At 41.2% G+C, this 23,977-nt stretch carries 24 protein-coding genes; 5 read left to right on the plus strand and 19 right to left on the minus strand.

The features are described from left to right. Positions 1 to 99 precede the first annotated feature (99 nt). The 5 genes from C0J08_RS13375 to C0J08_RS13395 all read right to left on the minus strand — a co-directional run bounded on the left by C0J08_RS13375 (position 100) and on the right by C0J08_RS13395 (position 6,441). Entirely contained in the window at positions 100 to 1,293 is a 1,194-nt protein-coding gene (locus C0J08_RS13375; protein WP_212652438.1) for a CmpA/NrtA family ABC transporter substrate-binding protein, read from the minus strand. After that, positions 1,290 to 1,895, minus strand: coding sequence for an ANTAR domain-containing response regulator (locus C0J08_RS13380; protein ID WP_212652439.1), 606 nt, complete (start codon positions 1,893 to 1,895; stop codon positions 1,290 to 1,292). Before C0J08_RS13380 ends, C0J08_RS13375 begins: the two co-directional genes overlap by 4 nt. Before the next feature lie 188 nt (positions 1,896 to 2,083). Continuing rightward, positions 2,084 to 2,719 carry a helix-turn-helix domain-containing protein gene (locus C0J08_RS13385; RefSeq protein WP_212652440.1) on the minus strand — a complete coding sequence of 212 codons (636 nt, stop codon included), beginning with the start codon at positions 2,717 to 2,719 and terminating at the stop codon, positions 2,084 to 2,086. 105 nt (positions 2,720 to 2,824) lie between these two features. Beyond that, complete coding sequence (locus C0J08_RS13390) at positions 2,825 to 4,153, minus strand: HlyD family type I secretion periplasmic adaptor subunit (protein WP_212652441.1); 1,329 nt, start codon at positions 4,151 to 4,153, stop codon at positions 2,825 to 2,827. Beyond that, positions 4,153 to 6,441 carry a type I secretion system permease/ATPase gene (locus tag C0J08_RS13395; protein ID WP_212652442.1) on the minus strand — a complete coding sequence of 763 codons (2,289 nt, stop codon included), beginning with the start codon at positions 6,439 to 6,441 and terminating at the stop codon, positions 4,153 to 4,155. Before C0J08_RS13395 ends, C0J08_RS13390 begins: the two co-directional genes overlap by 1 nt. A gap of 140 nt (positions 6,442 to 6,581) precedes the next feature. Here C0J08_RS13395 and C0J08_RS13400 point away from each other — a divergent pair, with 140 nt between their 5' ends. Further along, on the plus strand, positions 6,582 to 6,953 hold the full coding sequence (locus C0J08_RS13400; protein ID WP_212652443.1) for a hypothetical protein: 372 nt from the start codon (positions 6,582 to 6,584) through the stop codon (positions 6,951 to 6,953). Between the two features lie 50 nt (positions 6,954 to 7,003). Here C0J08_RS13400 and C0J08_RS13405 read toward each other — a convergent pair whose 3' ends face one another. The 5 genes from C0J08_RS13405 to C0J08_RS13425 are packed head-to-tail and all read right to left on the minus strand — an operon-like array spanning position 7,004 to position 11,355. After that, positions 7,004 to 8,953, minus strand: a complete 1,950-nt coding sequence (locus C0J08_RS13405) for a bifunctional diguanylate cyclase/phosphodiesterase (RefSeq protein WP_212652444.1) — start codon at positions 8,951 to 8,953, stop codon at positions 7,004 to 7,006. 10 nt (positions 8,954 to 8,963) lie between these two features. Further along, the gene (locus C0J08_RS13410; protein ID WP_249344288.1) at positions 8,964 to 9,653 is read right to left on the minus strand and encodes a transglutaminase-like cysteine peptidase; all 690 of its coding nucleotides are present in this window, start codon (positions 9,651 to 9,653) and stop codon (positions 8,964 to 8,966) included. A 7-nt stretch (positions 9,654 to 9,660) separates the two neighbouring features. Then, positions 9,661 to 9,957, minus strand: coding sequence for a DUF1244 domain-containing protein (locus C0J08_RS13415; RefSeq protein WP_212652445.1), 297 nt, complete (start codon positions 9,955 to 9,957; stop codon positions 9,661 to 9,663). 41 nt (positions 9,958 to 9,998) lie between these two features. After that, positions 9,999 to 10,601 carry a tRNA-uridine aminocarboxypropyltransferase gene (locus C0J08_RS13420; protein WP_349304772.1) on the minus strand — a complete coding sequence of 201 codons (603 nt, stop codon included), beginning with the start codon at positions 10,599 to 10,601 and terminating at the stop codon, positions 9,999 to 10,001. 28 nt (positions 10,602 to 10,629) lie between these two features. After that, positions 10,630 to 11,355, minus strand: a complete 726-nt coding sequence (locus C0J08_RS13425; RefSeq protein ID WP_212652446.1) for a pyridoxine 5'-phosphate synthase — start codon at positions 11,353 to 11,355, stop codon at positions 10,630 to 10,632. Between the two features lie 139 nt (positions 11,356 to 11,494). On the opposite strand from C0J08_RS13425, the gene C0J08_RS13430 reads away from it, so the two are divergent. From C0J08_RS13430 to C0J08_RS13440, 3 genes are all read left to right on the plus strand, one after another. Next, a complete protein-coding gene (locus C0J08_RS13430; RefSeq protein ID WP_212652447.1) occupies positions 11,495 to 12,169 on the plus strand; it encodes a DNA-3-methyladenine glycosylase I in 675 nt (224 codons plus the stop codon). Positions 12,170 to 12,207: 38 nt separating this feature from the next. Beyond that, complete coding sequence (locus tag C0J08_RS13435) at positions 12,208 to 12,846, plus strand: DsbA family oxidoreductase (RefSeq protein WP_212652448.1); 639 nt, start codon at positions 12,208 to 12,210, stop codon at positions 12,844 to 12,846. Positions 12,847 to 13,027: 181 nt separating this feature from the next. Continuing rightward, positions 13,028 to 13,222 carry a (2Fe-2S)-binding protein gene (locus tag C0J08_RS13440; RefSeq protein WP_212652449.1) on the plus strand — a complete coding sequence of 65 codons (195 nt, stop codon included), beginning with the start codon at positions 13,028 to 13,030 and terminating at the stop codon, positions 13,220 to 13,222. Positions 13,223 to 13,256: 34 nt separating this feature from the next. On the opposite strand, the gene bfr (C0J08_RS13445) is transcribed toward C0J08_RS13440, so the two are convergent. The 3 genes from bfr (C0J08_RS13445) to parC all read right to left on the minus strand — a co-directional run bounded on the left by bfr (C0J08_RS13445) (position 13,257) and on the right by parC (position 16,625). After that, a complete protein-coding gene (bfr, locus tag C0J08_RS13445) occupies positions 13,257 to 13,721 on the minus strand; it encodes a bacterioferritin (protein WP_212652450.1) in 465 nt (154 codons plus the stop codon). A gap of 11 nt (positions 13,722 to 13,732) precedes the next feature. Then, entirely contained in the window at positions 13,733 to 14,206 is a 474-nt protein-coding gene (gene bfr, locus C0J08_RS13450; protein WP_212652451.1) for a bacterioferritin, read from the minus strand. Between the two features lie 121 nt (positions 14,207 to 14,327). Next, on the minus strand, positions 14,328 to 16,625 hold the full coding sequence (parC, locus tag C0J08_RS13455) for a DNA topoisomerase IV subunit A (protein WP_212652452.1): 2,298 nt from the start codon (positions 16,623 to 16,625) through the stop codon (positions 14,328 to 14,330). A gap of 183 nt (positions 16,626 to 16,808) precedes the next feature. Between parC and C0J08_RS13460 the strand changes: the two genes are divergently transcribed. After that, entirely contained in the window at positions 16,809 to 17,525 is a 717-nt protein-coding gene (locus tag C0J08_RS13460) for a hypothetical protein (protein ID WP_212652453.1), read from the plus strand. Between the two features lie 22 nt (positions 17,526 to 17,547). Here the strand turns inward: C0J08_RS13460 and C0J08_RS13465 are convergent, their stop codons facing one another. From C0J08_RS13465 to C0J08_RS13490, 6 genes are all read right to left on the minus strand, one after another. Then, on the minus strand, positions 17,548 to 18,333 hold the full coding sequence (locus C0J08_RS13465) for a GNAT family N-acetyltransferase (RefSeq protein ID WP_249344290.1): 786 nt from the start codon (positions 18,331 to 18,333) through the stop codon (positions 17,548 to 17,550). A gap of 464 nt (positions 18,334 to 18,797) precedes the next feature. Further along, a complete protein-coding gene (gene speA, locus C0J08_RS13470) occupies positions 18,798 to 20,702 on the minus strand; it encodes a biosynthetic arginine decarboxylase (protein WP_212652455.1) in 1,905 nt (634 codons plus the stop codon). A 153-nt stretch (positions 20,703 to 20,855) separates the two neighbouring features. Then, a complete protein-coding gene (gene lipA, locus C0J08_RS13475; protein WP_212652456.1) occupies positions 20,856 to 21,815 on the minus strand; it encodes a lipoyl synthase in 960 nt (319 codons plus the stop codon). Position 21,816: 1 nt separating this feature from the next. Then, the gene (lipB, locus tag C0J08_RS13480) at positions 21,817 to 22,461 is read right to left on the minus strand and encodes a lipoyl(octanoyl) transferase LipB (protein WP_212652457.1); all 645 of its coding nucleotides are present in this window, start codon (positions 22,459 to 22,461) and stop codon (positions 21,817 to 21,819) included. Continuing rightward, on the minus strand, positions 22,461 to 22,766 hold the full coding sequence (locus tag C0J08_RS13485) for a YbeD family protein (protein ID WP_212652458.1): 306 nt from the start codon (positions 22,764 to 22,766) through the stop codon (positions 22,461 to 22,463). The genes lipB and C0J08_RS13485 overlap by 1 nt, the downstream gene beginning before the upstream one ends. A 25-nt stretch (positions 22,767 to 22,791) precedes the next feature. Continuing rightward, entirely contained in the window at positions 22,792 to 23,940 is a 1,149-nt protein-coding gene (locus C0J08_RS13490) for a D-alanyl-D-alanine carboxypeptidase family protein (protein WP_212652459.1), read from the minus strand. Positions 23,941 to 23,977: the final 37 nt, after the last annotated feature.

Raw genomic sequence — 23,977 nt, forward strand, 5'->3', positions numbered from 1 at the left:
TACACTACAATTAAGTGTAAGCAATAAGCACAGACAGTCACTTTGTTTGCCCAATCATCATGCAAGCCGCACCAAAATAAGACACCCATCTCAGATTGATTACTTTATAAAACCACTCAAAATACCATCGGGGTGCAATCGTATCTTTCCAGACGCCACGGCCTCCAACCAACCAGATTCATCGTCGGCCGATAAATGCCAACTCATATGATCTTTTTCTCCTATTAGCCCCAAAGCTTTAAAGTAAAGATCCTGACGATAAACCTGCTCTGCAATTGTATTCAGCGTCTTAATATCCCCCAATTGATGCCAGCGATGCATTTGCGCCATGATCCACAAAGCATAACTTGGCAAAGGCTTATTAATTTCATGACCTGAAAAGCGCTGATAGGCTTTCATCGGCCAATCAAATTGGCCTTTTGGCTTAATGGCACTAAATCCGTACACCAGTTGTTCTAACGTACAATTCAAATAATCTGGATGGCTTAAAATACTAAGTAATTCCGTTTGATTACTTGGCTCATCAACCCATAAACACGCTTTTTCTAACGCTCTAATAATTGATAAATGCACTTCCGGATTCTGTTCAGCCCATGCGGAATTTACGCCAAACACTTTTTCAGGAGTACTTCCCCATATCTCATAACCTGTCACGAGCATGTGCCCCACCCCTTGCTCTACTGCAAGGCTGTTCCATGGCTCTCCCACGCAATAACCATCAATATCACCGGATTTTAAGCTATCGAGCATTTTTACGGGTGGAACAACAACTATTTGCACATCTTTATCGGAATCAATTCCGGCTCGGCTTAGCCAGTCTCGCAATTGATAATTATGGGATGAATAAGGGTAAACCATGGCAAAACGCAATGGGTCGGCATCCATACTTCGCGCATCGAGCAGTCTTTTAAGCGCTATTCCACTGCGGATATCAGTAGAAGACTCAGCATAATGCTGCAACTCTTCATACAAGGCATTTCCTATCGTGATGCCGTTACCATTATGACTGACAGTAAAACTCGTCTGCATAGCCGTCTTAATAGTGCCAATACCTAAACTGGCGGCAATCGGCATAGACGCCAACATATGTGCACCATCCAGTAAACTAAAGGCAACTTTATCGCGAATACTTGCCCAAGACGCCTCTTTAGATAACACCACTTCCACGCCTTCTTGGATGAAAAAACCTTTTTCTTGAGCAATAACAAAAGGCGCACAATCGATAAGCGGAATAAATCCGATGCGGACAGGCTCGCTAGTTTGAATAATAGTATTTGACTGTGTCAGGTTCACTTTGAACCTCCCATTAATTCCATAACAGAGATGATATTTCGAGCAACATCCGTCATTCGCTGACTGCGATCCATAGCGAGTTTTCGCAGTGCTTTATAGGCTGCGGGTTCATCACATTGTTGATGCTTCATGATCAGCCCCTTTGCTTTTTCTATCAGCTTACGGTCTTCAAGTTGGCTTTTTACAGAGTCCAACTCCATCCTTAATGCTTGGAACTCTCGAAACCGCGCAATGGCAACTTGCAGCAAAGCTTTGACGCTGCCGCTATTAACGCCATCCACGACATAAGCACTCACACCAGCGCGAATAGCCGCTTCCACGTGCCGGGAATCATCTTCTTCAGCGAACATAACAATAGGACGAGGGTTATCTTTGGTAAGTCGAGACATATTTTCTAACATATCGCGATCAGGAGATTCGATATCAATAATGACCATATCTGGCTGGCATTCAGTAACCGCTTCCGTGAGGTTTTTCGCATTCTCCAGCCGTCTAATAACACGGTAACCACTATCTATCATGGCTTGTTCTACAATGGCAGCCCTTGCAGGCTCATTATCCACAAGCATCACGGTTAATTCTTTTTCAGGGGGAGCTGACATGGTGCATTCTCATAAACAAACATAAAGTGTCGTAATTAGAAAATGCAAGATGTGCGCCATTAGGACACACAATTTATTGGAATAATTAGGTTAGAAATAGAGTTTTTTAGACGAATTAACTAAAAAACATTATGAAGATGATAAAGTCGAACAAAAGTAGTGCAAGAAAATATTATTAACGATCTAAATTAATGCACACCATACCGAGACTGGGCTAACAAGGCTAATGCCAATCTATCTTTCGTTTTCGTTTTTTTGAAAATGGAAGTTAAATGAGCTTTCACTGTTCGCTCAGTAATATCCATTTCTTTGGCTATTTGTTTATTAGATAAACCTTTTGAAATAAACTGAGCAACACTTAACTCTCGCTCAGATAACTCTTCCAATTCATCATTTTGAATCTCAGTGGGGACAACCGATTGCATAATCAGCTGTTGGATGAATGCCTTACCCCCCCAAATTTCACCTGAGTCCACAACTGACAAGACTAAAGAAAGCTGTTCCTTCCCTATATAAGGTGCACATTGCCCACTCACCCCAGCGGAAAAAAGCGTCAAAGAAGCCGCTTGATTCAGCTGATTCGGAAAAACAATAATTTTCAGTTCAGGAAAGTCAGTAGACAAGGCAACAACCTCCTCAACCTGTTCTGAAAGCAAAGAGTCTTCGAGATAAATAAAGCAATATGAAAAAACAAGAAAAGTGTCTTCTAATATTTTGCGTACTTCATCAAAGGCCATAGCTCTTACTAAAGAACTTTGCTCGGAAGTAACCTGATTCCAATGTTTCCATACTGCATCGTCCGTATTCAAACACAAAATATTCAAAATAATCCTCGTCCTATCAAGTTCGATGCGACCATTTTAACCAGCAAATAATAGCGAATTGTTAACATTTGTTAACATTGATTACATTAGAAAATAAATTTGTAATTATCTCTCACGCAACGCATTCTGTTTTGCCTTTAAAATCGGTTTTAATAAATAATCCAACAGGGTTTTCTTACCTGTAATAATATCTACACTTGCCTGCATACCAGGAATAATAGGTAAAGGTGACTCTTTTGTACCTAGATAGTTTTTATCCGTTCTTACACGGACTAAATAAAAACTGTTGCCTTCCTCATCTAAAATTGTATCGGCACTGATGTTTTCAACCACACCATGCAAACCACCAAAAATTGCAAAATCGTAGGCTGATAATTTCACCACGGCACTCAAACTAGGCTTAATAAAACCAATGTTTTCTGGGCGTACTTTGGCTTCTATTAAGAGCGAATCCTCTATTGGTACGATTTCAAGCAAATTCATCCCAGGCCGGATAACACCACCGACGGTATTAATTTGAATTTGCTTAACGATACCCTTAACAGGAGAGCGAACTTGGGTTCTTGATACCTTATCTTCAAGAGAAACATTTGATTCTTTTAGCTGGTCTAATTTGCTTTTTACTTTGGTCAAATCTTCTTGCGCATCCGCTCGAAATTTCGCTTCACTCTGCTGTAAATTACTTTGTGCTTCTTTTAAAGCGGAACGGGCACGTGGAATAGCAAGTTCTGTAGCTTCTAAATCCCCTTGCAATTGATTTACATCTCTCTCTAGCTGAAGCAGCTCTACCCTAGAAACAGCACCTTGTTCAAACGCTGGTCGTGTTAAATTCAGCTCTTCTTTCGAAAATTTATAACTCTTCTTCAAATTGTCTCGCTTAGCTTCTAACTCAACAATTTCCTGTTTTTTCTGCTCTATCTGCTGCTGAAATGATGACTGATTTGTTCGTAAAGATTCTAATCGATTGTTGTATAAGTCTAATTCGCGACTCACAACAGAGGGATGCTCTTTTTTTATTTCAGGATCAAATTCAGGTTTTTTACCGTACGATTCAGCTTGCAAACGCGTAGCACGAACTTGCAAATTGATCGATTCAGCTTGCTGTTCACGCAGTGAAGAAACGGCTTCAGTATTTTCAATGGTCATTAATACCTGATCCGTATCGACTACCTGACCCACTTTGACATTAATTTCTTTAAGAATCCCACCTTCTAGGTTTTGAATTTGTTGCACTTGGCTGGAAGGAATCACCTTGCCTTCGCCCACCGTTACCTCATCCAGTGACGTATAGTAAGCCCACACTAAAGCTGATGAGATAAAAAGAAAAATCACCCAAAGGATAATTCGACCACCACGCGGTGTTTTTAGCATCAAAGCAGCATTTCGATCTGTTAAATATTCTAAATCTTGTTGCGATATCGGCTTTTTACTCATTAGCTAACCTTCAATTTGCCTTGACGAAGCGCCTCATGTACCTGCGCTTTTGGACCATCTGCAATTAATCGACCATTATCCATAACGATAATTCTATCTACCATGTCCAGCATTGAGGCCTTATGCGTAATCAGAATTAAAGTCTTGTCTTTAATTCCATCTATTAACCGACGCTTCATTCGAGACTCTGTGGTGTTATCCATTGAAGCCGTGGGTTCATCTAAAATCAAAATAGGTGGATCAAATAATAATGCCCTAGCAATGGCAATACTTTGACGCTGGCCTCCTGATAGTGAAGCGCCACGCTCACCAACAATACTGTCTAAACCACTCGGTTTACGATTAGCAAACTCTGAAACACCAGATAAATCCGCTGCTCGAATGATGGCATCATCTTCCATATAAGGCACACCCATGACGATATTATCCTTAATCGAGCCATAGAATAAATTAACGTCTTGCGACACAGAGCCAACATTACGACGTAAATCGGTTGGATTCACTTGACGCAAATCCACACCATCAATTCTTATCGCTCCACTGTCAGGCGTATATAGGCCAGTCATGAGCTTGCCAAGTGTCGACTTTCCTGAGCCAATCCGACCAATAATAGCGACTTTTTCCCCTGCCTTAATGTTAATATTAATCGCACTTACAGCCGCTTGCTCTTGCTCTGGATAAGAGAAGTTTACTCCTTCAAACTGAAAATCCCCCTTAAATAAAGGACGATGAACAAATTTCACGTTATCAGGTTTTTCAACTGGCGAGGACATGATTTCGTTAAGCGAAGTGAAAGCCGATTTTGCTTGGTTATAACGTGTTGCTAGACTGGCCACTTGCGCCATTGGACCAAGCGCCCTCCCTGTTAGCATCACCGAAGCCACCAGAGCCCCCATACTCATATTGCCTTCAGATATTTGATATACCCCAACAATCACAATGATAACGGTTGTAAGCTGTTGCGCTACCATGGCAAAAGAGGATGAAGACTGAGATAACTGACGCGTTTTCACTCCCCAATCAGCAATATTACCAACCGCACTTTCCCATTGCTTTTGCATCACTCCTTCAGCGTTATTCAACTTGACACTTTCCGCGTTGTATAAACTCTCAATCAATACTGCATTCTTTTGCGAGGCAGTCTTTTGACTCTCCTCAATCGACCTTCGCAACGGAATTTGGATGATAATGCTATAAAGAACAATCAGGAAAATGGTGATAATAGGAATGTAACCAACCGGACCACCAATCAGCCATATCACACCAATAATCAAAAACATAAACGGGATATCGACCAGAGTGGTTATCGATGCTGAAGTAATAAAGTCTCGAATACTTTCGAATTCCTGAAGGTTTTTAGCAAAGGCACCAACAGACTTAGGCCTTGACGCCATTGTAATGTTATTCACTTTAGAAAAAATGGCCGCTGAAATTAGTATGTCGGACTTTTTACCAGCAATATCAATAAAATAAGCGCGTAGCGTTCTCAATAAAAAATCAAACAGATACACAACAGCGGCACCAATAGCCAACACCCAGAGCGTATCAAAGGCATTATTTGGCACCACTCGATCATAAACATTCATCACAAATAAAGGGCTGGCTACTGCAAAGATGTTAATGAGTAAAGAGGCAATAAAAACATCCCGATAAATTCGCCAAGAACTGACAACAGTCCCCCAAAACCAATGGCTTTTTTTATTCTCTTCTTCGTCGTTTTTTTCTGAGCGCTTATCAAATTGGTATAACGGACGAACAAAAAAGCAATATCCCGTGAAAGATTCTGCAAGTTGATCCACAGAAAGAACAAGTTCACCTTCTCCGGATTCAGGGCGGAGTATCTTCGCTGTTCCGTTTTCTTTATTAAACTCCAGCAAAATACAAGCCTGCTGGTCTTTTAATAAAAGCACAGCGGGGAGCACCATGTCAGGAATTTTTGCTAAAGGACGTTTAACAAAGCGAGCACTAATACCTATTCGCTTAGCAGCACGTTGGAAAAGTGCTGGCGTCATTGCATTATCAGTAATAGGCAAACCTGCAGAGATGCCATCTGCAGTAAAAGGGTTATGAAAATATTTACTTAATAATACCAAGCAATCCAATAGAGGATCAGGATACTCCAACGAAGTGCCCTGCGTATTCCATTGTGCGGACGTGGCTTTTAAAGCCTCTTGATTTTCATTTTTAGTTACAGCTTCATCTGATTCATTAACAACTTCATTCTGTTCATAAGAATCATTGTCTAAAGGTGACGAAGAGCTCTGTTCTGAACGATCAGAGTCAGACATACTCTATATTCTCCTAAACCTACTGGAAACATGGTTACAAACCAACAGAAAACTGGCTATAGCCTAGAATAGTGTTTATTAAGTAATATGGGAAGCTAAGAACCACTCTAGTACAAATTGAAACATAGAAGGAAATCAATATGCTATATGCAAAAGTCGATGACAAAGGCGTAATTATTGATGTCGCCACATCACAATCTGACGAATTTAAATTGTTAGTTGCGCCAAATGACCCGACCGTTGCTCGCATCCTCGAAAAAAAATTCACTTCATCCCATGCTAGTACTCAAAAAATACTCGAAAGTTCAGATTCAGACATGATGAGGATACTAGAAGACCTTGTCGACCTGTTGACAGAAAAAAGATTGATTCAATTTACAGAGTTACCTCTAGCGGCACAGAAAAAGCTACTAGGAAGAAAATGGGTGCGTGAGGTTCATAGTGGCAATGATGAAGGGCTAATGATTGATCATTACCCTATCGGCGGTGATGATGAAGATGCTTTGATTTAAATGCTTAAATACACCATCTAAGCATTTCAGCAAGATAGGTAGCAAGAAACCTACATATCTTGCGCACGCCCCACTAGGAAACCTTGCCCACCTGTAACATCAAAACGTTTCAAGGCCGATAGTTGTGCTTCGTTTTCAATGCCCGTTGCGATGACATCTATATTTAAGCTGCTAAACATCTTACAAAGGGTATGCATAAAGAAAGCATCAGATTCTTTTCCTGCTGCCATGCGTGTATAAGATGCATCTACTTTCACATAGTTTGGCATAAGAGTTTGCAAGTATTGAAAAGCCGAGAACTGTTTGCCGACATTATCTATACCAAATAAAACATTCTGGGCTCTTAACATTTGAGCCAGAGCATTAGCCTGCTCTTCTTCATTCAACACATTCCGCTCAGATATTTCAAACATCAACTTATTTTTAATGTCAGAGCTAAGTACACTCAAGGTCTTATTCAACCACTCAATAAAATCGGGTTTGCCATATGAAGAAGCAGACAAATTTACTGTTAAAGGAACGCCCAAGTCCTTACTTTTAATGTATTCAATAACGCGGGTGATAATGACCTTATCAATACCGCTCGCCAAATCGAACTGTTCAGCTAAGCTGATAAAATAACCAGCATGATACTCTTTACCTTTATAAGTGAGTCCCATAAATACTTCTTCATGAAGAACATCAGACGAATCTTCTAATGAAGCCACTATTTGTTTTTTCAAATGAAAAGCAGACTCAGCAATGGCGGACTCTAAAATCTCCTTCCACGCCGTTCTGTTTAGGGTCATATTTTGGCTCGCATTGAGATCATAAACCTTGGAGGTATTCATCCCTTCGCGCTTCGCCTCACGCAATGCGGCATCCGCTCGAGACATAGCACCTGATAACTCAATACTGCCGTCAATGGAGATCGCGCCAATATTAGCAACAGACTGAGAGTAGCTGATGCTAGCAGTGCTCAGTTCCACGAGTTCCTCTAAAATTTCGTCGACCACTTGCTTAAGGTCTTCATGACCGATATCTGGAATTAACAAGACAAAATCTGCGCCAGATAAACGTGCTAACGTCGCAACGGAGGACAGTGACGCTACTTTTGCGCTTAAAATATCCGCAGCGGATTGAATAAAAATATCCGCCGACTCATACCCATATTCATTATTTAACTTAGCTAAATCTGCCAAGTTAATTAACACTAAGCCATCAATACCACGTTCTCGGGCGGAGAAATGTGACTTGATCTGACTTTCAAAAAAGTGCCTGTTTCCAAGGCCACTAACCGGGTCTTTAAATGCTTTTGCTTGCAACCATTTAGCTGTTTCTAACTCTGAGGCAAACTCTTTTTCTAGTTTATCTGCCATGCGGTTCATTGATAAAACGACCGACTTTAGCTCTCTTGTTTTAGGAATCTTAGTCATTTTAGTAAAACGACGCTGCTGAATAGCTTCGGCTTGTTTTTCAAGCTCAGCCAAGGGACGAAACAAATAACGAAGCGCAATACCTCCCGAAACAAGAGTCACTGCACCGATGATAAAAAACGAAATTAACAAATCACGAGAAGCCAGCCAAAGCTGATTATAAGCATATCCGGCACTGCCAGTGATGTAGACTTGCCCAAGCTCATTCCAGCCATTTGATATAATCGCTTTAGCCACGGGCACCTTAAAGTCAATCAGGTCAATGAACCAAGCTGGAACACCATCAATTTTAGTTTTATTGGAACGAACAATATTCTTGTCAGTATCGTAAACATGAATTTTTACCTCTGAGAAATACCCACTATCAAACACGGCATTAATACTGCTTTGTACCGAGGCATAGTCCTCTAAAGCCATAAAGTCCGATACCGACATACTTAGAGACGTCGCTGAATCTTGAGTCGTCGACTCCAGTTGCCCAATTAAATAACCTTTTGTGGTGTTAAAATTAATTCCCATCACAACAGCAAGCATCAATGAAAATATGGCAACAATCGTCATCATTAATTGGCGAAACAGCGTCATCCAATTTCTCCTAATTTGTCATCGTTTTAAAACGATTATTTAAATCTGTCCACAAGCTCAACCGCGAAGAGCCACCAACCAATACACCACGCCCTTTTTCTTTTGAAAGCCAAAGGTTTTCTGCATTAAAGGAATAAATAGGCAACAGATCCTTCCGCTGCGTCGCCGGTTTTAGTTCTTTATCTAAATTATCAAGCACGACTGGGACAGAGGTTGGCTTGAGATAGTAGGCCAAAACCATATGATGTTGATTCAACTTCAACGCCTTAACATATACTAAACGGAGATTTTCATCAGGAACGCCAAGCTCTCTAAGCGTGAAGTATTTAGCGATCGTAAAGTCTTCACAGTCGCCCGCTTGCATTCCTAAAAACTCTATCGGAGTCGCCCAATAATCCTCTTTTCCCCATAAAGTCATATCGTCGACAAAATCCATTTGATTAAAGAAATCATTAACTTTAGTAAGCTTATCAACGATTGATAAGGACTGAGATTCATTGATCAGCCTTCGCCAAGTCAAAATACGTTTTTCAGCACTCGCGCCGTAAACTGCAGCCGCTTCCTTAGCCAATTTTTTGTATTTCTCAGAGACATCGGCATACAACCACCAATGTGGTAAAAAACACATAATAAGAAACACACAAACTAAACGCTTGGTGCTTCTTATGTGTGAAAAAAACGAACCTAATCGTTTTATCACTTCAATATTACTTGTCTGACTTAGACTTTGCATTAAACGCAGCCAGTTGCTCTGCTGTGGCTTCAGGCTGGTACTTAGCCTTCCAAGCTTCGTAAGGTTCGCCATAGACGAACTCACGCGCCTCATCATAGTCTATCTGTACACCTTGCTGTTCAGCCTCGGCCATATACCACTTACTTAAACAGTTACGACAAAAACCAGCCAAATTCATTAGATCAATGTTTTGTACTGACTTATTGTCATCTAGGTGTTTCAAAAGTCGACGCAATACGGCCGCTTCAATTTCAGTTTGTTTAGTACTCATAAAGGTCAAAATCTCTCTGTTTTCAGATAACCGATTCACGGTTATTTAATATGCCGATGACTCAAAGGTTGCTTACGCCACTGCCACTCTTGTGCCGCCACCATAAATTCTCTTAATGGCTGCATGTCCTCCCCAGCCACTTGCTCTATAGCGTAGGCGCAGGCTTCTAGGGTTGATAACGACACCTCATTCGGGGACTTACGAATGCTATATTGTCCTAGCGGCGGCTGAGAAAAACATACCGTATCAAAAGCATGCAACAAGCTTTCAGTAAAATACAGCTTCTTCGCCTTACGCCAGGTTGCATCAAGTAAAATCAACCCCTCAATGTGTACCGCAGCCTCCTTATCAATAGATTCGATGGCCGCGGCCCCTTCAATTGGAAACACCAAGCGCCATTTATTAGGGTCCAATTGCGCCAACACCTCGTGTAAAAGCGCGGAATTTGCGATCGAGATACATTCCACCGTCGGTAAACCAAGTGACAAAAGAGACACGGTATTCTTGGCGTGTTGAGCCTCTTTAGGGTCTTGCAAAATCAAGATCCTTAAACGAGTGGAAAGCTTAGGCACCCACTTACAAACACACTGCTCGGTCAAAAAAAGACAGTCTCCACAACGTGTTCTTTTTGCACTTTGCATCATCAGATCTCTAACTTAGCTTTTGGACTTCTCAAGCCAGTTTTTCTAGGTAAGCTTTGACCACGTTATTCCAACCTAGATCCAAAGCTTCAACCGTCAACGCATGACCAATCGATACTTCCATGATTCGACCTTGCTCGCACAAAGCTTGAACGTTATTCAAATCTAAGTCATGCCCTGCATTAACTTCCAGCCCAGCATCCAAAGCCGCTTGAGCCGCTTGCTGATACCTATACAGAACGTCTTCAAACCCCTCTTTACCAAACGCATTGGCATAAGCTTCTGTATACAGCTCAACGCGATCCGCTCCAACTTCCTTTGCCAGCGCCATGTTTTCAGGATCTGGATCCATGAATAAAACAACACGGATGCCTTTTTCTTTCAGCTTCGCAATAACTGGACGTAATGCATCTTGGTCTCTAGCAATATTCCAACCATGATCCGACGTTAATTGATTAGGGTCATCAGGCACCAATGTACATTGATCCGGCTCTACCTCTAAAACCACATTTAAGAACTGAGCATCAGGAAAACCTTCCACGTTCAATTCAGCACCAGGAAAACGTTTTAATAACACTTTTAAGTCGTAGGCATCTTGATAAGTCGCATGACGCTGATCAGGTCTTGGATGAATGGTGATACCAAACGCACCAAGTTTTAGCGTACGCTCAGCCATATCAATCATGTTTGGGTAATCTCTTCCACGAGAATTTCGAAGTAAACCAATTTTATTCAGATTAACGCTTAGATGTGTCATTCAACTTCTCTCGACAGGGTCATTTATTGGCATTATAGGACAAACACATAGCGTCCATCACTAAAATCACAAACAAGTTATTCGCTTAGCCATTATATAGGCTTATGATAAACTGGGCGCCACAAAATAGGAGTCCAAGATGAAATACGAACTCTTCCATTCCATTTATGACCGAGCCGCTCTTCGGCATGGCGGAGCAAAACAACTCGAATCCATGCTATCAACTCCCCTAAACACAGCTCAACTCAGTCAACACCCTGACGATAGATGGCTTGCCGCTTTTTCGCAAAAAATCTTTCAGTCCGGCATTAATTGGCAAGTCGTTCGCAATAAATGGCCCGGCTTTGAGACCGTTTTTTTCGGCTTTGATATCGAAAAAATGCTACTTATCCATGATGAAATGTGGGAAGAAAAAGCCAAAGACACCCGAATCATTCGTAATTTCGGTAAAGTAATGACCATTAGAGAAAATGCATTAATGATCAACGAATGCCAAGCGAGTCATGGCTCCTTCTCTAATTTTATTGCAAATTGGCCAAGTGAAGACATTATTGGTTTATGGGCCTATCTGAAAAAACATGGCGCTCGCCTAGGTGGTAACACTGGCCCCTACTCATTAAGAGCCATGGGCAAAGACACCTTTATGCTAACAAAAGATGTTGAAGGCTATTTACGTCAACATGAGATTATTACCACAGGCCGAGACACCCAATCCGCGTGGAAGGCAGCTCAAGCCGCCTTTAATCATTGGCATAAAGAAAGTGCTCGCTCATATACAGAAATTAGCCAATGCATTGCATTAAGCGTCAATTAAACGAAACACTTTAAACTACAAATTCTTTAGGAGAACTCATGGCCGATCTTCGTATCGACATTATCTCAGATGTCGTTTGCCCCTGGTGTTATTTAGGCTATTCACGCCTTAAACAAGCCATTGAACAATTGGGAGACGATTACCGAATCGACATTCGTTGGCAGCCCTTTGAGCTGCACCCAGACATGCCCTTATCAGGTGCCGATCGAGAAACTTACCTAGGAGAGCGTTTCGGCAGCCCAGAAAAGCTTAATGAAGCGACGCACGCTATACAGCAAGTTGGTATTGAAGCAGGTATTCAGTTCAATTTTTCAGAAAAAGACCGAATTCCAAACACCAAACTGGCTCATCAATTTGTGCTTGCTGCGACAAAAGCGAATTTAGCGACTCCCTTTGTCTTGGCCTTATTCCACGCCTACTTCACCGATGGCAAAGACATAGGATCCGAACCCATCCTAGAAGAAGTATCTCTCAGTATTGGCATGCAAAAAGCCGACATTGAATATGCTCTTAGCCCTGAAGCCAAAACACTAACAGAGAAAAAGCTGCAACATCTACGTGGGTTAGACATTCACTCAGTACCGACTTATGTCATTAATGATAAGTACATGGTTCAAGGGGCTCATACCCCTGAATCCTTCCTAAAAGTACTTAATGATATCGCTGAAAAAGAATAATCCCTCAACAATGAACCAGCGATAAGGCCAAGGCCACCAGCAGGCCTTATCGCTACCGCCTCTAAAGTACTCAATAAAAACTATCAAACTCTACAAATAAATAAATTATTACCCATTGATAATCATTACCATTCGAAATACAATCGCATTATTGGAATATTATTGAGAGTGATTTTCATTTATGTATGTTTGTATTTGCAATCGAGTATCAGACAGAGAAATAAAAGCATCAATCCAAGAAGGTGCGACAACCATGCGCGAGCTTTATAAAGAGCACAGCATTGGTAGTCAATGTGGGAAGTGTTGTCAGTGCGCAAAAAAAATACTGAACAATGAGCTTCTCAAAATAGCAGAAACTCAAGTTCAAGTAGCTTAGCTTCCGTTATTACATGACTGTAATAACGGAATGATTACATTTGTGATTGAAGATAATTTTCAATTCCTGAACTAGCAATTAGATGTTGCTGAGTTTCCAGCCAATCAATTTGCTCTTCTTGCTCTTCTAAAATCTTTTCCAACGCATCACGACTCATAAAGTCTTTTTTCTGCTCACATAAATCAATCGCAGCTTTAAGTGTCGGCAACGTATCCAATTCAAATTCCAGATTAGCCGCAATCATCTCTTCGCTGTTTTCGCCAATGCGTAAACGCCCAAGATCCTGCAGATTCGGCAACCCTTCTAAAAACAGCACTCGCTCAATTAAACGGTCAGCGTTTTTCATCTTCTGAATGGATGTTTTGTAATCGGCTTTATCAAGTGCCTCAAAACCGAAGTCCTTAAACATACGAGCATGCAGAAAATACTGATTTATACCTACAAGCTCATTTGCTAATACTTTATTCAGGCTGGCAACTACGTCACGATTCCCTTTCATAAACGTTCTCCTTAGTTACCCATTTGCGATTGGTAATAATTTTGCATACCAATTTTTTCAATTAGGCCAAGCTGTTTTTCCAACCAATAAACATGATCTTCTTCTGTATCAAACAATAGCTTCTCAAGCGTTTCACGAGTTTGATAGTCGCCTTCGGTTTCACATACCGCGATCGCTTCACGTACACAGGTTACGACTTCAAGCTCAAGCGTTAAGTCATTTTGCATCATGGAACGAACGTCAGAACCAATCAACAAATCGCGACGTTTCGTCATGCATGGCACACCTTCTAAAAATAGTATGCGCTTAATCAACCAATCTGAATGTTGCGTTTCTTCTTCCATTTCATGGTTAAGGCGTTCATATAACTTGCCCAAACCCCAATCTTCATACATACGCGAATGAATAAAATACTGATCAATTGCTGCTAATTCGTTCGCTAACAGCAAATTCAAACTATCAATGACTTTTTTACTACCTTTCATATTCTTCTCCTATTATTTCAAGTAAATCCATTTCACATAATCAATGCAGCACAGAAAACTTGATTCATAAAAATAAAAGTCTAAAAAAACCGCTCCAGACTTTGTTTTCGCGACTCTTCCCTTAAAACAATTCTTGGCTTGGTGGATCGTCTGTCTTAACAACCTTGCCCTCACCCACTTTTACTTCAAGGCTATCAATCCGCTGAAAACCTCTCGGTAACTTCAACCCTCTTCGACCACGCTCACCAATATATTCTTCCAAATCCTTCTCCGTGAAAGAAATGAAGCGTTTTCCTGCGTAAGCGGTAAGAAGATCATTCGGTTGAACACAAGCTAATGCAACGACTAACTCCTCTCTGTCTGCAGCCCGCGCACTTGGGATACTGAGCATCTTATTGCCTTTTCCTTTAGCCATTTTTGGCAAAGAAGCGACATCAAACGCCAATATTCGACCTTCATTCGAAATCGCTACTACACGTCCAGATTCAGGGTTTTGTACTAATACAGGGGTCATTACTTGAGCCCCCTGTGGTAACGATAACGTTGCTTTACCTGCTTTGTTTTTGGCATACAAATCTTTAAGTTGTGCGACAAAACCATAGCCGGCATCACTTGCGATCAAATAATGTGCTTCTTCATTGTCCAATATGGCAGAAACAATAGTGGCCCCTTTTTCTAATGAGATACGACCTGTAATAGGCTCACCCTGTCCGCGTGCAGAGGGCAATGTGTGCGCCTTAATCGAATAGCTTCGACCATTGGACGCTAACAGCACCAATGTTTGATTAGAACGCCCCTTGGTGCTGACTAAAAACTCATCGCCAGATTTATAACTCAACCCATGAACATCAATATCATGACCTTTTGCCGCTCGAATCCAGCCTTGTTTAGATAACACCACAGTAATTGGATCATTTGATAACAGATCCTCTTCACTGAATGCTTGCGCTTCTTTACGAGCCACAATTGGCGTTCGGCGCTCATCACCAAAATCATCAATGGCTTCTTGGATTTCATCTGAGATTAACTTTTTCAGTTTACGATCAGAGGCCAGCAAACCTTCTAGATGTTTACGCTCTTTTTCCAACTCGTCTTGCTCACCTTTGATGCGCATCTCTTCGAGTTTCGCAAGGTGACGTAACTTTAATTCTAGAATCGACTCTGCTTGTGTTTCGCTCAAGCCAAAACGCGCTATCAGTTCTAGTTTTGGCTTATCTTCTGTGCGAATAATGTCAATCACTTCATCGATATTCAAATAAGCGATTAACAAGCCTTCCAGAATGTGTAGCCTACTAATGACCTTATCTAATCGGAATTGCAAACGACGGCGCACCACATCGATACGGAAGCGCAACCATTCAGATAAGAAATTTTTCAATGGTTTCACTTGAGGCAAACCATCCAAGCCAATCACATTCATGTTTACACGATAGGATTTTTCAAGATCCGTCGTTGCAAACAGGTGTGTCATGACGGCATCAATATCAACACGGTTAGATTTAGGTACAATCACCAAGCGAGTTGGATTTTCGTGATCCGATTCATCACGTAAATCCACCACCATGGGCAATTTCTTCGCCTGCATCTGGGCTGCAATTTGCTCTAAGATTTTGCTACCTGAGACCTGGTGAGGCAATTCGTTAACAACGATCTCACCTTCTTCAATCGTAAAACGTGCGCGCGCTTTAATTTGCCCCTTGCCCGTTTCGTAAAGTTTAACGATATCGCTTCTTGGCGTGATTATTTCACCACCTGTCGGAAAATCGGGCCCCTGAACATAGTTAAGTAAATCCTCAATTTCGGCATTAGGATTATTTAACAAATGTATACAAGCACCGCCAATCTCTCTTAGGTTATGAGGCGGAATATCCGTCGCCATGCCAACCGCAATACCGGTTGTACCATTTAGTAATAAATTTGGTAGACGGGATGGCAATACCGATGGCTCTTGTAAGGTACCATCAAAGTTTGGCACCCAATCTACTGTGCCTTGGCTGACTTCTCTTAATAAAACATCTGCGTATTTTGACAAGCGAGATTCGGTATAACGCATGGCCGCAAAAGATTTTGGATCATCTGGCGCGCCCCAGTTACCCTGGCCATCAACAAGAGGGTATCGATATGAGAAAGGTTGAGCCATGAGCACCATAGCTTCATAGCAGGCACTGTCACCATGAGGATGAAATTTACCAAGTACATCCCCTACTGTACGAGCAGATTTTTTATATTTGGCACTGGCTTTTAGTCCCAATTCGCTCATCGCATAAATAATACGGCGCTGAACGGGTTTTAGACCATCACCGATATGCGGCAATGCTCGATCTAAAATAACGTACATGGAGTAATTTAAGTACGCTTTTTCTGTGTAGTCTTTTAATGAAAGGGTTTCATTCGACTCGAAATTTGACAACTCACTCAAGGAAATTTTCCTTCTACAATCATTTACATGTGCAAATTATCGACACACGTGGATTTCATAAACTATTATGGGCACAACTATAAAGAAACATCATAACGGACTGCAACACCTGACCTAAGATTATCATGGAAAGCTCTGAATTCTCGTGTTCCAATACATTGGATATATAAAAAGGTACTTGTTGTGCGCTCAACCGATCAAAATACCCCCAACATGATAAATTACAGTCTTGGTGAATTCAGTAAACGTCTCATCATCCATCATCATGATGACCTTTTTGTTGCACATGAACACCTTTTCCAAAACGACACACCAACCCGCTTTTATCATCACAATACAAACACATTTCTTTTTCTCATCAAGGGAGATATATATTTACAACAAATCACACCTGAAAAAGGAGAAGAAGAAACGGCATTAAAACAACATCAAGGAATATGGTTAGCAGCTCATAGTGTTAACACTATTACCTTGCTAACACCCGCCGTAGAGTTTTGTTTAATACGACTTAATGCGACCGATCATATTGATAAAAGTGAGCTATTTAAGAAAGTCTCTTCCGGAACCGTTGAATCGACCGTAGGCAGACGCCAGATAAAAACGTGGCCTCTTTGGCAAGGGCCGTCAGGCCAGGTCATTTTAGAGTTGTATCCACCGCAATTTAAAGAAACTCTCTATTATCAAAAGCAGTCTTCTCAATATTTTTTGCCGCTAAGTGGCACAGCGCTAGTGTATAACGAAAAAAAATCACTACAGCCTTTTCCACCATATGGAAAAGTCTTTAAGAAAAAAGAGCCAAGAGCAATTTTTAATCCAAGCTCTGAAAGCACCACCGTCTTATCGGTTACAACAGCTCAACCGGATAGTGGCAGAGTATTACTGCTCAGCAAAAAAACTTAACGAGCACCATAACGAATGATATTTACCGCAAAACTAACGCGGTTAAAATATGATCCTCCCACTGCCCATTTATTTTCAAATAATCTCGAGCCACCCCTTCTTTTTGAAAATCCAGCTTCTTCAAAACAGCTGCACTTCTGGCATTTCTTGGCATATAGCTGGCTTGTATACGATCAATATGTTGCTCTTTATGCAGATACTCAATACCAGCACTTAGAGCTTCGTGCATTATGCCTTTCCCCTGCTCGCTTTGCCGTAAACTGTAGCCCAAGTTACAAGCTTGAAACACCCCACGAATAATATTAGAAAAATTTGTATAGGCCAGCATCTTGTCCTCCTGAGGTGACAAAAAGCAAAGTACAATGCCCTTATCCTCTAAAAAATCACGCCGCATCTCACGAATACGTAATTCGCAAGTTTCAAGGGAATAATAACCATCGCTCCTTAATGGCTCCCACGGCGCAAGAAAGTCTTTTTCTTGATTAATATAATCGTATAAAAGAGGCGCTTGACCTTCATCTAATACTTTCAGCACCCCCCTTTCGGTTTCTATCCGAGGGAAACGTGAAGCATGCAATTTTTTGTCGGTACGCTTAAATGACATATTATTGATCACTTCAAATAACTTTAGCGAATACTCTTCATACCAGCAGTTTTCACCAATAGACAATACTTTTCGTTGTATATCATGACTTAACCATGACTCCGCTGTTTCTTTAGAATCCCAATAGGTCAATAATAAATCCATCTCACCAGAACCATACTCCGCGCCAAGATAACCCGCTTGATCTCTTGCTAACTCAAGCATTTTCTCTGTCATAATTCGGTAAGTTAAATCACTCAAAATAAGCTTACTGGACAACAGAACACCAAAATAAGATGCTTCCTTTGGGGAACTAAATAGATTCATTGCTTCTCTAAAATAAAATAATGGGATTTAAGCTTTGGTTACGAGCATTAAGATGGACTCTCACCTACACTTAAAACCTCAGGCCAAAGTAATGTTTTGGACAGATCTAAGCGTCGATACTCTTATATCGAAAAAGAGTAGCGTAATAGAAAACCAGCCGTTTTCCATTACTATCAGAAATACGCATTGCACTACTTCTAAAGCCCTTTGATAGGCAGTAAAACAACATGTGCAAATAGATCTTCCCTATCGATATTCTTCCCTTTTTATCAATAGGGATATGGACAGCTTTATGCCCGCACTATGCGGGCATTTTTTTTGATAAAGACTCACTGGGCAAAAAGCCAGCACGAGTATTCTCTTCAAACTTGAGTTAAATACGTTGTACCCTCAAGTACTTTTTTATATGTTGCTAGTAACGCTTCTTGTTCTTGTTGACTTAAAGAGCTCAATGCGACTCGATTTTCATAACGTCTCATTAGCTCATGATCACTATAACTGACATATTTAAGCACATCCTGAACACTGTCACCTTTTAAGACATGGTCAATTCTAAAACCTTCATCAGTTAAATACACATCCACGGAACAAGTATCACCAAATAAATTGTGTAAATCTCCTAATGTTTCCTGATAAGCCCCAACCAAAAAGAACCCCATCAAATAATCTTCACCTTTCGGTGGTGGTGGCGGTAACGGCAAAGAAGACTCAATCCCTTGACCATCTACATAGCTGTACAAACAACCATCGGAGTCACAGGTAACATCTTGGATTTTTCCTCTAAACGAAGGCGCTTGATCTAATCCTTGTAACGGCAATACAGGAAATAACTGATCAATCCCCCAAGCATCAGGCATGGATTGGAACACAGATAAATTAACAAATAACTTCTCAGATAAACGCTCGTTTAACTCATCAATCACTGAACGATGGCTGCGATTACGATTATCTAAGCGAGGCAATAAATTACGACACGCCGATATAAAAAGGTTTTCAGCTTGCGCTCTCTGAGAAAGGTTCAGCTGTCCATGATTATACAAAGCAAGACTATCATTAAAGTCATCAAGTAAATCATGATAGATTTCAACCAAAGAACGGCTTTCTTCGTCGTTACCTTGTTTTAAACTTTGAAAAGATGTCCAAAGGCGTTTCAACTCCAACTCACAATCTTCAGCGGGCTCCTCAATTGGCAAATGCTCGGCGCCATGGGAAAACACATCCGCAATCATCATGGCATGATGAGCCGTCACAGCCCGGCCAGACTCAGAAATCAAGTTTGGATGCGGTAGTTCATACTGCTCACACACATTATGGAAAGCAAATACAACGTTATTAGCGTATTCACCAATACTATAATTGGCAGAGAAATCATTTTGACTACGAGTACCTTCATAATCGACTCCTAAGCCACCACCGACATCCACCCACTTTATCTTCACATCCATTTGATGCAATTCAGCGTAATAACGAGCACACTCTTTCAAGCTGTTTTGAATATCTCTGATTCGAGTAATTTGTGAACCTAGATGAAAATGAATGAGTTCAAGGCAATGCAACAACCCTAATTCACGTAAACGATCAACGGCACGTAACAACTGTGACGTGGTTAAACCAAATTTAGATTTTTCTCCTCCACTGTTCCCCCAGTGAGTAGTACAAGTTGATGCCAATCGAATACGAATACCAATACGAGGTTGCACGCCTATTTTTTGCGCTTCCTCTAAGATCCAATCAAGCTCATGCATTTTTTCAACCACAATGAATACTTGATGGCCCATTTTTTCAGCCATTAACGCGAGATGAATAAACTCACGATCCTTATAGCCATTGCAGACAATAATGCCATCCGCATTTTTATGCATGGCCAAAACCGCCATAAGTTCAGGTTTACTCCCCGCCTCTAAACCAACAGTAGCAGCATTATTTGGTTGGCATGCCGCAATTTCTTCTACGACACGACGTTGCTGGTTTACCTTGATAGGATAAACAATCGCATAATTTGCTTGGTAAGAATAATACTCTAAAGCTTGCTGAAAAGAGTTGGTGATTTTCTCTATCCGGGAATGCAGAATATTTGGAAAGCGCACAAGACAAGGATACGGAATCCCCTGTTGCTTAAGTGCCAAAGACAACTCCGTCAAGTCAATGCTATTTTCCCTATCAGGTAAAGCAATGACGCGCCCCTTATCGTTGATTGAAAAAAAGCCACTACTCCAATGACTTACATTATAAAGCTCCATAGAATCTTTAATTGACCAAGGCTTCATATCCGCTCCAAAAATCTAAATAACTGCAAACTAAACCATTTTCCATAACAGCATGTCATAAGAAAATACAAACTAACTTATAGGTTTAGCTAAAATAAAAAAAGCGGGGCTAAGAAACATCTTAACTCCGCTTTATTCTAACGTTCGAACAAATTAAGACACGTGTTCGCCATGCGCTTGCTTATCGGCATGATAAGACGAGCGAACCAAAGGTCCACACGCCGCATGTTTAAAGCCTAATTCTTTTGCCACTTCTTCATAACGCGCAAACTCTTCTGGCGGTACAAAACGCGCCATTGGGAAATGGTGCTTAGAAGGTTGTAGATATTGACCAATCGTCAACATATCAACGTTATGAGCACGCAAATCTTTGAGCACTTCAACAATTTCTTCGAATGTTTCGCCCATACCAACCATCAAACCTGATTTAGTTGGCACATCAGGACAACGATCTTTAAAGTTTTTCAAAAGATCCAATGACCACTGATAATCAGAACCAGGTCTTACCTGACGGTATAAGCGAGGGATAGACTCTAGGTTATGATTAAACACATCAGGTGGTGCGATAGAAAGGGTATCAATAGCCACCTCCATACGACCACGGAAATCAGGAACCAAAGTTTCGATTTCTATATTCGGACTTGCTTCACGTGTCTCTCTGATACAATCAACGAAGTGTTGGGCACCACCATCACGAAGATCATCACGATCCACAGAAGTAATAACCACGTACTTCAATTTCATATCACGAATAGCCGCCGCCAATTCTTTTGGCTCATCGGCACTTAATGGATTAGGACGGCCATGTGCTACGTCACAAAAAGGACAACGACGAGTACAGATTTCACCCATAATCATGAATGTAGCTGTACCATTACTGAAACACTCTCCAAGATTCGGGCAGTTAGCCTCTTCACACACTGAAGCGAGTTTGTGTTCACGCAAAGTGGATTTAATTCGAGCGATTTCCGGTGAGGCCGGCATACGAACGCGAAGCCAATCAGGCTTACGCGGAATCTCTTCAGTAGGAACAATCTTAACGGGGATACGTGCCATTTTATCGGCACCTCGTAATTTTTCCCCTTGAACAACGCGTTTGCGTTCTGCTGTCATTCTATTTCCACCCTTGTTGGATAGCCGGATACTTGTATCCGAGTTGTTCAGCCAGCTGATTCGCCAGCTCAACTTTTACATTGGATAAAATAACGTCTTTATTCAGACGTTTCATATCAATCATTTGTAAGCCTTGATAGCCACATGGATTAATACGATTAAATGGGGTGAGATCCATATCAACATTTAAGGCAAGGCCATGAAATGAACAACCTCTACGTACACGTAATCCCAGTGACGCAATTTTTTGTTCATTCACGTAAACGCCAGGAGCATCAGGTTTTGGATAGGCTTCTATTGAATTTGACGCAAGCACGCCAACCACAGAATTTTCTAACACACTAACCAAATCACGAACACCTATTCCTAAGCGTTTTAAATCGACCATTACATAAGCAACTAATTGCCCTGGCCCATGATACGTGACCTGACCACCACGGTCGACCTGTATAACAGGAATATCTCCAGGGGCCAGAAGATGCTCTTCTTTTCCTGCTTGGCCTTGCGTAAACAGAGAGGGATGCTCTAATAGCCAAATTTCATCAGCATCGTCTTTTGAACGAGTCTGAGTAAATTGCTTCATCCGCTCCCATGTTTCAGCATAGTCGATGACACCCAAATCGCGGCAAATTAAATCAAGGTCCATTACATGACCATCTTAACAGCTTCAATAGACATTAAATCATTATGCAAAGCTGATAACTGATCTTCACTTTGAGCCACAATACGAAAACTAAAGCTCACAAAACGGCCTTTACTAGAACGGTTAATATTTTCTGCTGAGGCATTCATTTCAGGAGCATGAACTAACAATCGTTCAGTTATCTCAGCATGAATACCATCCACATCAAGTGAAACTACTTTAATAACGTAGTTTTCACAGGGAAACTCTATTTTTGGTGCATCGACAGCGTTCTCTGCTTGATCACCGTTTTTCGTAATTAGTGCCAATTTATCTACCACTCACTATTAGGAGTTAAAACAAGTTCATAAAAAAGAGCTTAATTTTATCAAACATTCGCTTAAAGAAACCACCTTCTTCAACGGCTTCTAGTGCGACAACTGGGCGTTCTAGTAAAATATTACCTTCAGTACCCACAACGATCTTCCCTAATACATCACCCACCGCAATTGGTGCTGTAATTTCTTTATGCATATCAAGCGTAGCAGGAATAGATTGACCCTGTTGACGAGGCATAGTCACCAACACATCTTCAGCAAAGCCTACCTTCACGTTCGCTTGGCTACCGCCCCAAACACGAGCGTTATTCACAACTTGTCCACGGCTGTATAGTTTACGGGTCTCATAGTATCTAAAACCGTAATCCAATAATTTCTGAGACTCAACAGCGCGCGCCGTATCCGATTTGGTCCCCATTACCACCGTAATCAAACGTGTTCCATTACGCACAGCCGAAGCAGCTAAACAGAAACCTGCCGCCTCAGTATGGCCCGTTTTCATCCCGTCCACAGTTTTATCGCGCCACAATAATTTATTACGGTTAGGTTGTCGAATATTGTTATAGGTGAAGTCTTTTTCGGAATACATACTATAGTTTTCAGGGAATTGCAAAATAGTAGCCCGAGCTAACTTCGCGATGTCATGCGCGCTGGAATAATGCCCTTCAGCAGGAAAACCTGTTGCATTCACAAAATGCGAATTCGTCATTCCAAGTAATTGAGCATGCTGGTTCATCAAGTCAGCAAAAGCAGATTCACTCCCTGCAATATACTCAGCCGCCGCAACACTCGCATCATTACCTGATTGGATGATAATTCCACGCATTAAGTCTTCTAACTTAACTTGCGTACCTTCGCGAATAAACATGCGCGAACCTTCCATTCGCCATGCTTTTTCACTTACATTCACCATATCATCTAATGACAAATTACCACGAGCCAATTCATACTCAATGATATAAGCCGTCATTAACTTGGTTAAACTCGCTGGCGGCAAGGACTTATCCGCATTATGCTCAACCAATATGTCTCCTGTATAAGCATCCATTAATATATAGCTACTTGCAGATAACTGCGGTGGCGTAGGAATTAATGAAGGACCAGCAAACACTGAGTTACTGACGAAACAAAATACGAGGGATAAAGTAACTAGGAGTTTTTTCATACTCAAAAAAATCGTCTTCTTAAAAAATGTTGATAAA

Origin of the sequence: Marinomonas sp. CT5 (assembly GCF_018336975.1) — a bacterium.
Taxonomy (GTDB): Bacteria; Pseudomonadota; Gammaproteobacteria; order Pseudomonadales; family Marinomonadaceae; genus Marinomonas.

Bases quoted from the DNA above. Each gene is read 5' to 3' on its own strand.
- C0J08_RS13380 (WP_212652439.1), bottom strand. From the start codon at position 1,895: ATGTCAGCTCCCCCTGAAAAAGAATTAACCGTGATGCTTGTGGATAAT.
- C0J08_RS13430 (WP_212652447.1), top strand. From the start codon at position 11,495: ATGAAATACGAACTCTTCCATTCCATTTATGACCGAGCCGCTCTTCGG.
- bfr (WP_212652451.1), bottom strand. From the start codon at position 14,206: ATGAAAGGTAGTAAAAAAGTCATTGATAGTTTGAATTTGCTGTTAGCG.
- C0J08_RS13465 (WP_249344290.1), bottom strand. From the start codon at position 18,333: ATGCTTGAGTTAGCAAGAGATCAAGCGGGTTATCTTGGCGCGGAGTAT.
- C0J08_RS13405 (WP_212652444.1), bottom strand. From the start codon at position 8,953: ATGACGCTGTTTCGCCAATTAATGATGACGATTGTTGCCATATTTTCA.
- lipB (WP_212652457.1), bottom strand. From the start codon at position 22,461: ATGGACCTTGATTTAATTTGCCGCGATTTGGGTGTCATCGACTATGCT.
- speA (WP_212652455.1), bottom strand. From the start codon at position 20,702: ATGAAGCCTTGGTCAATTAAAGATTCTATGGAGCTTTATAATGTAAGT.
- lipA (WP_212652456.1), bottom strand. From the start codon at position 21,815: ATGACAGCAGAACGCAAACGCGTTGTTCAAGGGGAAAAATTACGAGGT.
- C0J08_RS13395 (WP_212652442.1), bottom strand. From the start codon at position 6,441: ATGTCTGACTCTGATCGTTCAGAACAGAGCTCTTCGTCACCTTTAGAC.
- C0J08_RS13415 (WP_212652445.1), bottom strand. From the start codon at position 9,957: ATGAGTACTAAACAAACTGAAATTGAAGCGGCCGTATTGCGTCGACTT.
- C0J08_RS13490 (WP_212652459.1), bottom strand. From the start codon at position 23,940: ATGAAAAAACTCCTAGTTACTTTATCCCTCGTATTTTGTTTCGTCAGT.
- C0J08_RS13425 (WP_212652446.1), bottom strand. From the start codon at position 11,355: ATGACACATCTAAGCGTTAATCTGAATAAAATTGGTTTACTTCGAAAT.
- C0J08_RS13390 (WP_212652441.1), bottom strand. From the start codon at position 4,153: ATGAGTAAAAAGCCGATATCGCAACAAGATTTAGAATATTTAACAGAT.
- C0J08_RS13440 (WP_212652449.1), top strand. From the start codon at position 13,028: ATGTATGTTTGTATTTGCAATCGAGTATCAGACAGAGAAATAAAAGCA.
- C0J08_RS13420 (WP_349304772.1), bottom strand. From the start codon at position 10,601: ATGATGCAAAGTGCAAAAAGAACACGTTGTGGAGACTGTCTTTTTTTG.
- bfr (WP_212652450.1), bottom strand. From the start codon at position 13,721: ATGAAAGGGAATCGTGACGTAGTTGCCAGCCTGAATAAAGTATTAGCA.
- C0J08_RS13400 (WP_212652443.1), top strand. From the start codon at position 6,582: ATGCTATATGCAAAAGTCGATGACAAAGGCGTAATTATTGATGTCGCC.
- C0J08_RS13435 (WP_212652448.1), top strand. From the start codon at position 12,208: ATGGCCGATCTTCGTATCGACATTATCTCAGATGTCGTTTGCCCCTGG.